The organism is Novosphingobium sp. (genome assembly GCF_049240505.1).
In the GTDB taxonomy this organism is placed as follows: Bacteria; Pseudomonadota; Alphaproteobacteria; order Sphingomonadales; family Sphingomonadaceae; genus Novosphingobium.
In genome coordinates this window covers 1-11128 of the sequence record NZ_JBMLSM010000065.1, presented here as the reverse complement: position 1 = coordinate 11128, position 11128 = coordinate 1, and the positions used below count along the sequence as shown (strand labels likewise).

Below are 11128 nucleotides of genomic sequence, written 5' to 3'. Positions count from 1 at the left end.
TCGCCTGCCTCGGTCTGGCGTTCAAGGCCAACATCGACGATTTCCGCGAAAGCCCTGCCCGCTACGTCGCCGCCAGCCTCGCCCGCCAGTTCGGCAACCGCGTCCACGTGGTCGAACCCTATGGTGCGCTGCCCAAGGAATTCGAAGGCACCGGCGCCATACAGATCGACGTCGATACCGCGCTGGAGGAATGCGACGTGCTGATCGTGCTGGTCGACCACGATGTCTTCAAGGTCATCCCGCTCGCCGAACGCAGCGGCAAGGTCGTCTACGACACCCGCGGCATATGGCCGGATCAGCCTGGCACTGAAAGCGTGGGCGCGGGTTTGCGACTGGCGAGCTAAGCCAAAAATCCTCCCCATTTTTCCGCAGGACAAAAGGGGAGGGGAACCGCCCGCGCAGCGGGTGGTGGAGGGGTAAAAGACCCCTCCGTCATCGGCTACGCCGACGACGCCTCCCCGTTTGTGCATTCGCAAAAACAGGGAGGATCAAGCGCGCCTCACGCCAACACCGCAGGCATCTGCTGGCTCGCGCAGTGGAACCCGCCCCCGCCCGCCAGCACCGCATCGCCCATCAGGCCCACGGTCGCCCGGTCCGGGAACAGCTCCGCAATCGCCGCAACACCATCGGCATCATGCGGCGATCCGAATACCGGCACCACCACCAGATTGCTCGTGATCACGAAGTTCATGTAGCTTGCAGGCTGTACCACGCCGCCCCACTCGATCAGCCCCGGCGAAGGTACTTCCACCACTTCAACCCCGGCATCCAGCGCCCGCGCCCTGGCATCGGCATAGATCGCCGCATTGGGATCACCCGGACCGGTCGCGCGCGGCAGCGCAAGCCGGTTCGGCCCGACAAACCGCGCCAGATTGTCGACATGCCCATCGGTATGGTCATTGATCAACCCATCGCCCAGCCACAGAACGCGGGTCTGTCCCAGATCGCGCAGCAGCCGCGCTTCCAGATCGGCGCGCGACAGGTGCGGATTGCGATTGGGGTTCAGCAGGCATTGCTCAGTCGTCGCCACCAGCCCGGTGCCATCGCCATCCAGCGCCCCGCCTTCCAGAATCCAGTCGGCCTTCGCGCCAGCGTCCAGCCCTGCAGACGCCGCCAGTTCTACGCCGATCTCCTGATCGCCGGGCATCAGGTACTTCTCGCCCCAGCCGTTGAACCCGAAAAGTCGCGCCGCGCGACTTGTGCCGCCATCTGTCACAACCAGCGGCCCGGTATCGCGCAGCCACACGTCGCCATAGGTCCGCCGCTCCAACTTCACCGCAGCCGAAACCAGCGACCGCGCCCGCATCTCGTTGGCGGCATCGCGCACCACCAGCCGCACTTCCTGCCCGCTGTCAGCCACAGCGCTGGCAAAGGCGGCGATCTGCTCCTGCGCCTGATCGATCAGCCCAGACCATTCTTCCGCCAGATGGGGAAAGCCCACCCACAGCCAGTCCTGCGGGTGCCATTCGGGCGGCATACGGAAAGTCGAAGTCATCGAAACGGGATCCTGCTTCAGAAAGCCTGCGTCACCGCTGCCCGGCTCTTGTCCCGGATCGCGCGGAATTCGTCGCCCGCGTTCCAGTTCGGCCAGTCAGAGCCGTCTGCCAGCGGACGGCCAAGCCGGTAATAGAGGTCCACTTCCTGCACAATCCCGCGCATGTCCCAGCTATCGGAATATTCGTCGCTCGGCTGGTGATAGCGGTTTACCACATAGTCCTCGGCCAGCGCCTTGCCCGCTGCAATGCCGCCTTCCATCAGATCAGTGCCGCGCTTCACATAGAACATCGGCACCCCACGCTTGGCCAGACTGAAATGGTCAGAGCGGTAGTAGTACCCCTTCTCGGCATTGTCCTCAGGCCCGGTCTTCAACTGCAGTTCGCCCGCAACCTTGGCCAGAATCCCCGAAAGCTCGGACTTGTCCCCGCCAGTCACCGCCACATCGCGCGCCACGCCACCGGGATAGAGCGCATCGATGTTCACCCCGCCCACCGTCTTCGCCAGCGGGAACAGCGGATTGCGCGCATAGTATTCCGAACCCAGCAACCCTGATTCCTCCAGCGTCCATGCCAGATAAACCTGGCTGCGCCGCGCTGGCCCCGCTGCCTTGTTCATCTCCGCCAGCGCCACCAGCGCCGCCATGCCGGTGCCGTTGTCCACCGCACCGTTGCAGATGTCATCGCCCGTCTTGTCGGCCTTGCACCGCCCCAGATGGTCCCAATGCGCCGAATAGAGCACGTATTCATCAGGCGCTTGTGCACCCGGCTGGATGCCCACCACATTGCGCGAGGTTGATCGCGTGATCGAAGACTTGAACGACAAGCTGGCCTTCAGGCCCAGCGGCACGGGCTTGAACCCCTTCTTCCCCGCCGCTGCGGTCAATGCAGCCAGATCCTTGCCCGCCGCCTTAAGGATGCTTTCTGCCGCGCCCTTCTGAATCCAGCTGTTGAACGCGGTCTGGTCCGCCGCATCGTTGGGCGTCGCCACATAGTGCTGATCGCCCGACCAGCTTGATTCCACAACGTTCCAGCCATAGGCCGCCGGGAACGTGTCGTGCACGATGATCGCGCCTGTCGCCCCCTGTCGCGCCGCTTCCTCAAACTTGTAGGTCCAGCGCCCGTAATAGGTCATCCGCCGCCCCTTGAACGGCCCGTCCTCGCTCTCCATCGCATAGTCTGGATCGTTGACGAGGATGACTGCGGTCTTCCCCTTCATGTCGATCCCGGCATAGTCATTCCACCCCAGTTCCGGCGCGTTCACCCCATAACCAACGAACACCAGTTCGCTGTCCTTGACCGAAGTTTCGGGCACCACGCGATAGCTGCCCGCCACAAAGTCCGTGCCATGCGCAAAGTTCAGCGCCTTGCTGCCGCCCGAAACCGTCAGCGGTGAAAAGCCCGAAGCCGTCATCGACACCGTGGGCACATCCTGAAACCAGCTTCCGTTGTTGCCCGGCTGCAATCCCGCTCCCTTGAACCGCGCCACGATCGCGTCGAGCGTCGCAGCTTCCTCGGCACTTGCAGGCCCACGCCCCGCAAGATCGTCTGCCGAAAGCGTCTTTACCACATCGCGCAACAGCGCCTCGTTTACCGGCGGCACTGGCGCTGCCACCGCTGCCCCGACAAATCCCAACGCGACCAACGATGTGGCAACAAGTTTCAGACGATTGCGACGCTTCATGGTTTTTCTCCAGAATTCTGTTGCCCCTTGCTGGCAGACCACCCCCGCCATCGCAAGGCGGCTTGATGCGCAGCTCAGTTGCGGGCATCGCCTGCGGTGATGTTTGATTTCGGCTCTGCTCTCGCCCGCGCCCACGCCCATGCTCCGTTCCTGTCGCGTGCGCTGGATCGAATGCCTGATCTGCAGGCGCTGCTGGCGGCTGGCGATGTGGAGCAGGCTTTGGCGCAGGCGCGCGGTGCTGGCGATGGCATCGACGATACCGCTGTCGCCCTGCGGCGTGAACGGGCGGCGCTTTCGCTCGTCATTGCCATCGGTGATCTGGCTGGGGCCTTTCCGCTGACCCGCGTCGTCACCGAACTGTCGGCCTTTGCCGACCGGTCGCTCGATGCCGCAATTTCCGCCGCAATCCGCCGCCGCACACCCGATGCCGATCCTGCGGGCTTCACTGCCATCGCGCTGGGCAAGCACGGCGCGCAGGAATTGAACTACTCGTCGGATATCGATCCCATCCTGCTCTACGATCCCGAAGTTCTGCCCCGGCGTGATCGTGACGATCCTGCCGAGGCTGCGCAGCGCGTGGCCCGCGCGCTGATGGAAATCATGTCGGCGGTCACGTCCGAAGGCTATGTCTTCCGCGTCGATCTGCGGTTGCGCCCGGCTTCCGAAGTCAGCCCGCTGGCCCTGCCGTTCGAAGCGGCGATCACGCATTATGAATCGAGCGCGCTGGCGTGGGAGCGTGCCGCCTATATCCGCGCGCGAGCCTCGTCCGGCGATATTGCAGCAGGGCAGGCCTTCCTTGATACGATCCGCCCCTTCGTCTGGCGGCGCAGTCTTGATTTCGGCGCGATTGCTGAGATCGGACGGCTCACCACGCGCATCCGCGATCACTATTCGGCAGGGCAGGCCATCGGCCCCGGTTATGATCTGAAGCGCGGGCGCGGGGGCATTCGCGAGGTCGAATTTTTCGCGCAGACACATCAGCTTATCCACGGTGGGCGCAACCCGGCCCTGCGCCTGCGCGGCACGCGCGCCAGTCTGGATGCGCTGGCCGATGCAGGCATCATCGGCACAGAAGACGCTGCCATCATGGGCCAAAGCTATGACCGGCTACGCACGCTGGAACATCGGTTGCAGATGGTGGCGGACCAGCAGACGCACTCTCTGCCAACAGACGCGCAAGCTCTTGATTCGGTGGCACAACTCGATGGACTTGCCGATGGTGCGGAACTGGTCGCCGAACTTTCGGCCATTTCCGAAACCGTCGGCCGGCACTTCGATACGCTGATCGCCACCTATGCCCCCGCCGGCGCGGTGATTGTCGAATCCACGCCGCTCGCACTTGAACTCGGCGCGTTGGGGTTCGCGCAAGCCGACAGTCTGGCAGAACGGATCGCGGCATGGGAAGGCGGGCAATATCGCTGCCTGCGCTCTGCCGAAGCGCGCGAGGCGTTTGCCCGCATCCGCCCGCAATTGCTGCGCGCCCTGGCCGAAGCGCCCGACCCTGACCGCGCGCTGCTGCGTTGGGAGCAGTTGCTGGCGGGATTGCCCAGCGCAATCAACGTCTTCCGCCTGCTCGATGCCCGTCCCGGCCTGCTCGCCGTGGTCATGCGCCTGCTGGCCCATGCGCCCGTTCTGGCAGATGAACTGGCACGCCGGTCAGACCTGCTCGACACGCTGATCGATCGCTCTGCCTTCGACCTTCCCGGCAATGTCAGCGAAATCGCTGCCGAACTTTCGCGCGGAGAGGCGGGCGATGATTATCAGCGCCTGCTCGATAATGTGCGCCTGCGCGTGGGCGAAATGCGCTTTGCTTTGGGCGTGCAACTCATTGAAGGGCCTACGGGAACAGGGGGGGGCGATCCTCTGGAAGTCGCCGCCGCGCTCAGCCGCGTTGCCGAAGCAGCAATAGACGTTCTGAGCCGCGCCGCGATTGAAGAGTTCACCCTGAACCACGGCGTTGTTGCGGAAAGCGATCTGGCCATTCTCGGCCTTGGCCGTCTTGGCGGGGCGGCGCTGACGCACGCATCGGACCTCGATCTGGTGTTCCTGTTCAGTGGCGATCACGCTGCGGAATCCGATGGCCGCCGCCCGCTTGGCGCAACGCTCTATTTCAACCGCCTCGCCCAGCGCGTGATCGCCGCGCTTTCCGTGCCGACGGCGGCGGGTGCCCTGTTTGAGGTGGACACGCGGCTCCGGCCCTCCGGCGCGCAGGGGCCGATCTCGGTCAGCCTCGAAAGTTTTGAACGATATCAATGCGAAGATGCGTGGACGTGGGAGCATATGGCACTGTGTCGCGCAAGGCCGCTGTTCGGCACTCCGTCCGATCGTGAGGCACTGTCCGCGATCATTGCGCGTGTGCAGGACCGGGACCGCGATGTCGGCAAACTGCGCAGCGAAGTGCTTGAAATGCGGGCAACAATGGCGGAACACAAGCCGCCGAAGGGGCCTTTGGATGTGAAACTGGCGCGCGGCGGGCTGGTGGATCTGGAATTCATGGTCCACTTCCTGCAACTGCGCGATCATGTTGCCCACACGCCTGACCTTGGACAGGCTGCGCAACTTCTTGAAGTACAAGGCCTTCTTCCCAACGGCGCACGCGCCGCGCACGATCTGATGACGCGCCTTCTCGTCGTCGTCCGGCTGGTTGCCCCTGATGGCATGTATCCGCCGGAAGCAAGCCGGGGCATCGTGGCCCGGTCTTGCGGGCTGGAAAGCTGGGATGCGCTGCTTGAAGCGCTGCATCAGGCCCGGCTTTGCGTGGCTTTGGCCTGGGGCCAAGTATTTGATATCGAACTGGAGATTGAAGGATGAGCGAGCGGATCGGCGTGGGCGAGGCATTTCCCGACATCACGATGACGACGCCCGATGGCGGCAACGTCAAGGTATCGGACTTTGCGGGGCGGAAGCTGGTGGTATTCTTCTACCCGAAGGACGACACCCCCGGCTGCACGACTGAGAACAAGGACTTTTCAAGCCTTTACGCCGATTTTCAGGCTGCTGGCATTGCGGTTCTGGGCGTGAGCAAGGATCCGCCGAAGAAGCACGTGAAATTTGCCGAAAAGCATGGCCTTACCGCACCGCTCGCGTCGGATGCGGAAGAGGGCGGGGTTTCCGATGCGCTGGGCGTGTGGACCGAAAAGTCGATGTATGGCCGCACCTACATGGGTATGGAACGCACGACCTATCTTGTTGGAAAGGATGGCAAAATTGCGCGCATCTGGAACAAGGTGAAGGTCAAGGGCCATGCCGAAGAGGTGCTCGTCGCGGCGAAGGAACTGTGATTTCTGAAGTGCACCTAGATGCACCTAGCAGCACCTGAGCGCGTATGAACGACACTTCGCTGGGCGCAGCCATCCGCAAAACGATGCTTACCGCCAACCCGCTCGCCAAGGTCATGATGACCCGCGATCTGGTCAGGCGGTGGCGTGCCGGAAAGCTCGCATTCGCGTTCGATGTGGCAATGCCCGATGCCCCCGCCCGCCCCGAAAAGCCCGAACTGCTCCCACCCAACGCGATGCCAAGGCGCGGTCGCGGCGGATCGGAGCGCGGGCGGCTGGCCCTGCTGCACGCGCTGGCGCACATCGAATTCGTGGCGATCGACCTTGCGCTTGATGCGGCGGGGCGGTTCGGCGCAGAAATGGGCCGCGATTTTGTGGACGACTGGCTGTCCGTCGCCGCCGATGAAGCCATGCATTTCAGCCTCTTGGCGCGGCGCCTGCGGACTTTGGGCAGCTTCTACGGCGCAATGCCTGCACACGACGGATTGTGGGACGCCGCGCGCGAAACCGCGCACGATGTCGCCGCGCGGCTGGCGGTGGTGCCGATGGTTCTGGAAGCCCGCGCGCTGGATGTCACGCCGATGACGGTGGAGCGGTTTCTGGCCGTCGGAGACGAGCGCTCCGCGCGCATCCTGCAAAGAATCGTTGACGACGAAATTCGCCATGTGCGGTTCGGCACAACTCAATTCGCCGCGCTGTGCAAAATCCGTGGCGAATCCCCTGCAGACCTTTGGAAAACCTTGGTCCAGCGCCACTTTCGCGGCCTCGTTAAGCCACCGTTCAACGACTCGGCGCGCCGATCAGCCGGTTTGTCGCGCGAAATGATGGCAGGGGTTGCCACCCCGCAAAGGCCTCCGCATACCCCAATGCACGAGATGGCGGGGGGTTCCGACCAACTCTGAAACATCCCAAGGCGGCGGGCCAAAACCTGCTTGCTGCCAACAAACGGGTTCGCTCTGGGGGTTTAGAGCGGTCCGATCAACAAGGCTGAATGGCCGAGATCGGGACGCAAAGAAAAGGTCGTACGGGTCGTAATGTTGTTCAACACCAAAACCTTCAAGACAGCCTTCAGCGCCGTTGTGGCAGTTGTTGCACTCTCTTCCGCTCCGGCATTCGCCAATAGCGCCGCTTCCGCAGATATCGCCGCCCCGCTTCGCGCCGCCGAAGCTGCGAAGGCAGGCGTCTCGGCAGATCGCGGTGACGACGAATTCCGCCGCCTCTTCGCCAGCTGGCAGCAGCTCGACAACGGCATCCTGCCCTCGGCCAAGCCTGTCACCGCAAAGCGCGCAGGCGTTTCGATCCCCTCGCTGGCACCGGTTGCGATGACGCGCCTTTCCAGCGGCTACGGGATGCGCAACCACCCGGTTCTCGGCGGTCGCCGTGCTCACAAGGGTATTGACCTTTCCGCACCCACCGGCACGCCGATCCGCGCGACTGCGGATGGCACCGTTGAAATGGCCGACTGGTTTGGCGGCTATGGCCTCTACGTTCAGCTCGATCACGGCGCAGCGATGGAAACGCGCTATGGCCACATGTCGCGCATCGCAGTTGCCGCTGGCCAGCAGGTCCGCAAGGGCGACGTGATCGGCTATGTCGGTTCGACCGGCCGCTCCACCGGCCCGCACCTCCATTACGAAGTCCGCGTTTCGGGCGAAGCGGTCAACCCGCTGCCCTATATGCAGGGCAAGAATGAACAGCTCTATGCCAGCAACGCGACCGACCACGCAGGCATCGGCGGCCCCGAAGAATAAGCCGAGCCTTCGCACCGAGTGCATCTTGGAGAGGATGCTGAAAAGGGCACCGGTGACGGTGCCCTTTTCTTATGGGCCGGGAGCTTGTGACCTGTGCCATAACGGCCCGTGCCGAAGTTGCGCCTCGATTTCGACACAGCGGCGCGATATGTGGCGGCGTATCTATTTGGCGATCAATATTATTGTGGAAGCCGCATGAACCATCGCACCCTGCCTTTGACCGCCACGCTGGCACTATCGATCCTGGCGACGCAGCTTGGCGGTTGCGCGGCAGCAGCCCTGGTTCCCTTGATGGCGGGCGGCACACTGACCGGCAAGGAAATCATCGGCAAGCGCGACGAAGGCCCAAAGCCCGCCAAGCCCGTTGTGATCGTCGGCAAGGGCGTGGGCACGGTGCCGCCAGCGGTTGCCACAGCGCCCGCAATGCCCGCCTCTTCGACAGCGGGAACAGGCGAAGCGCCTATTCCACCAGCGCCACGCGAAACCGAACCCTTGCGCCTGGCCGGCGCTGAGCCTGAGGCTGCGACATCGTTTCCCCCGGCTGTGACAGATGCGGGCAACGCCAGCCTATCGGCCATGCCCGATGACGATGGCTTTGCCGGGATGACCGCGTTCGTGCTGGCAGCCGCCAAGGATGGAAAGCCCGCACCGGGCCGAAAATCCGCGCTACTGGACCAGCGCACGCTGGCCTCGCTGCCTTCCACGCGCCCCTGCGGCGAGCAGCGCGGCGCATTGCTGATCGATCTCGATCCCGGCGACAAGGCTTTCGATCTTGATGATCCGCCCTCACCCGCACCGGGTCTGGCTGACCGGCTGCGCGCCATTCGCGGCACCGGAACCGCGGTGGTGTGGATCGCCAGCTTGCCGGAAACCGCCGAAAAGCGGATCGGGACGATCCTGAAAGCGACCGGGCTGGACCCGCTGGGTATAGATCCTGTGCTGCTGCTGCGCCGCACGGAAACGCGCAAGCAGCAGATTCTGCAGCGCGCCGATTCGGACTGGTGTGTGCTGGCCATCGCTGGAGATCGCAAGGCGGACTTCGACGAAGTGTTCGACTATCTGCGCAATCCCAACGGCCCGGTTGCCGTGGCACTCGACGCGAACATAGGGAACGGGTGGTTCATCGTGCCGCCGCCAGTCAGGTGAGATAACAAGATGTCCTATTCTCTGATCACCGCGAACCGCAATTACTCAAGCTGGTCGCTGCGCCCGTGGGTGCTGATGAAGGCGCTGGGCATTGATTTCGAAGACCGGGTCGAGCCGTTCACAAAACCTTCGAACTACGATGAGTTCCGCGCCTTTTCGCCCACCGGCCAGGTGCCGGTACTGGTCCATGATGGTCGGACGGTTTGGGATTCTCTGGGGATCACGCTCTATCTGGCCGAGCGTCACGAAGGCGTATGGCCCGCCGATGAAGCCGCCCGCGCCTTTGCGATCTGTGCAGTATCCGAAATGCACGGCGGGTTTTCCGCGCTTCGCAACGATTGCACGATGAATGTCGGTGTTCGGGTTCGCCCCCGTCCCATGCGCGATGCACTCGTGCGTGATGTGGCGCGGGTACGTGAGATTTTCGAGCAGGGGCTGGAACAGTTCGGCGGCCCCTGGCTGGCTGGCGGGGCCTTTACCGCGCTGGATGCGTTCTTTGCGCCGGTGGCGTTCCGCATCCGCACCTATGGCCTTGATGTGGGCAAGGGACAGGCGTGGGTGGAACGTGTTCTTTCCCATCCGGCAATGCTGCAATGGGAAGCTGAAGCCCTTGCAGAAACATGGCGCGAAGAAAGTCACGAAGCCGAACTGGCGGCCTGTGGCGAGATCACAGAGGATCACCGGACGACCTGAGCAAAGCCGGGATTGCGGCCTCTCGACGTTACGCAATGCAATTCGTGGTTGCTTCCTGAGACACTTCCGGCAAGATCGCGCGCAACGAAACCGGGATCGAGGGGCCTGAATTGTCAACGCTGTCACTAAAAATCCGCCTGTTCGCCATGATGGCGCTACAATTGGCGATCTGGGGCGCATGGGCGCCAAAGCTGTTCCCGTATATGGGAATGCTGGGATTCAGTGCAGGCCAGCAGGGGCTGATCGGCACGTGCTGGGGCATTGCTTCGGTGGTGGGAATATTCTTCTCCAACCAGTTCGCTGACCGCGCGTTCTCTGCCGAGAAGTTTCTGGCGGGCAGCCATGTGATCGGCGGTCTTGCGCTGCTGGGCGTGGCGTTCAGCACCAGCTTCGTGCCGTTCTTCGTGTGCTACATGATCTACAGCCTTGTCTATGTGCCGACACTTTCGGTCACGAACACGGTCGCGTTCACGCACCTGCCCAATCCAGCCGAGTTCGGCTCCGTCCGTTCAGGCGGCACGGTAGGCTGGATCATGGCAAGCTGGCCGTTCGTGTTCATCCTTGGCGCACAGGCCGACGCATCGCAGGTGCGCGCGATCTTCATCGTTGCTGCGGTGATTTCGTTCGTGATGGCAGCATTCTCGCTCACGCTGCCGCACACGCCCCCCAAGCAGGGCGGCGATGTGGACAAGCTGGCATGGCGGCGCGCACTGGGCCTGCTGAAAAAGCCGGTGGTGGCCGTGCTGTTTCTTGTCACTTTCATCGATTCGGTCGTTCACAACGGCTACTTCGTGCTGTCGGACGCCTTCCTGACCAATCGCGTCGGCATTGCGGGCAACCTTTCGATGGTCGTGCTGAGCCTTGGACAGGTGGCCGAAATCCTGACCATGCTGGTGCTGGCCAAAGTGCTGGTGCGGCTGGGTTGGCGCTGGACGATGATCGTGGGCATTCTGGGCCACGCGGCGCGATTCCTCGCTTTCTCGTTCATGGCTGACAGCATTCCGGCGATCATCGCGGTGCAGTTGCTGCACGGCATCTGCTACGCCTTCTTCTTCGCCACGGTCTATATCTTCGTCGACGAAG

Annotated in this window: 10 protein-coding genes; 8 read left to right on the top strand and 2 right to left on the bottom strand. The window is 63.2% G+C overall.

The genetic code is table 11. The annotated features are described in order from the left end of the window. Positions 1-344 (top strand): UDP binding domain-containing protein (locus ACOVQ0_RS05885; protein WP_421881414.1); only part of this gene is annotated, 344 nt, incomplete at its 5' end. Between the two features lie 155 nt (positions 345-499). Here the strand turns inward: ACOVQ0_RS05885 and ACOVQ0_RS05880 are convergent. After that, positions 500-1495, bottom strand: coding sequence for an agmatine deiminase family protein (locus tag ACOVQ0_RS05880; protein ID WP_421881411.1), 996 nt, complete (start codon positions 1493-1495; stop codon positions 500-502). A 17-nt stretch (positions 1496-1512) separates the two neighbouring features. Continuing rightward, the gene (locus ACOVQ0_RS05875; RefSeq protein WP_421881407.1) at positions 1513-3177 is read right to left on the bottom strand and encodes a M28 family metallopeptidase; all 1665 of its coding nucleotides are present in this window, start codon (positions 3175-3177) and stop codon (positions 1513-1515) included. A gap of 99 nt (positions 3178-3276) precedes the next feature. Between ACOVQ0_RS05875 and ACOVQ0_RS05870 the strand changes: the two genes are divergently transcribed. From ACOVQ0_RS05870 to ACOVQ0_RS05840, 7 genes are all read left to right on the top strand, one after another. Next, positions 3277-5988, top strand: a complete 2712-nt coding sequence (locus ACOVQ0_RS05870) for a bifunctional [glutamine synthetase] adenylyltransferase/[glutamine synthetase]-adenylyl-L-tyrosine phosphorylase (protein ID WP_421881404.1) — start codon at positions 3277-3279, stop codon at positions 5986-5988. Beyond that, on the top strand, positions 5985-6458 hold the full coding sequence (locus ACOVQ0_RS05865) for a peroxiredoxin (RefSeq protein ID WP_421881401.1): 474 nt from the start codon (positions 5985-5987) through the stop codon (positions 6456-6458). Before ACOVQ0_RS05870 ends, ACOVQ0_RS05865 begins: the two co-directional genes overlap by 4 nt. Before the next feature lie 44 nt (positions 6459-6502). Next, positions 6503-7357: a ferritin-like domain-containing protein gene (locus ACOVQ0_RS05860; protein ID WP_421881398.1), complete on the top strand. Its 855-nt coding sequence runs from the start codon at positions 6503-6505 to the stop codon at positions 7355-7357. Between the two features lie 132 nt (positions 7358-7489). Beyond that, on the top strand, positions 7490-8206 hold the full coding sequence (locus ACOVQ0_RS05855) for a M23 family metallopeptidase (protein WP_421881395.1): 717 nt from the start codon (positions 7490-7492) through the stop codon (positions 8204-8206). Positions 8207-8401: 195 nt separating this feature from the next. After that, positions 8402-9352, top strand: coding sequence for a hypothetical protein (locus ACOVQ0_RS05850; RefSeq protein WP_421881392.1), 951 nt, complete (start codon positions 8402-8404; stop codon positions 9350-9352). A gap of 9 nt (positions 9353-9361) precedes the next feature. Further along, entirely contained in the window at positions 9362-10045 is a 684-nt protein-coding gene (locus ACOVQ0_RS05845; protein WP_421881389.1) for a glutathione S-transferase family protein, read from the top strand. Positions 10046-10155: 110 nt separating this feature from the next. After that, on the top strand, positions 10156-11128 hold a 973-nt coding region (locus ACOVQ0_RS05840; RefSeq protein ID WP_421881386.1), incomplete at its 3' end, for an MFS transporter.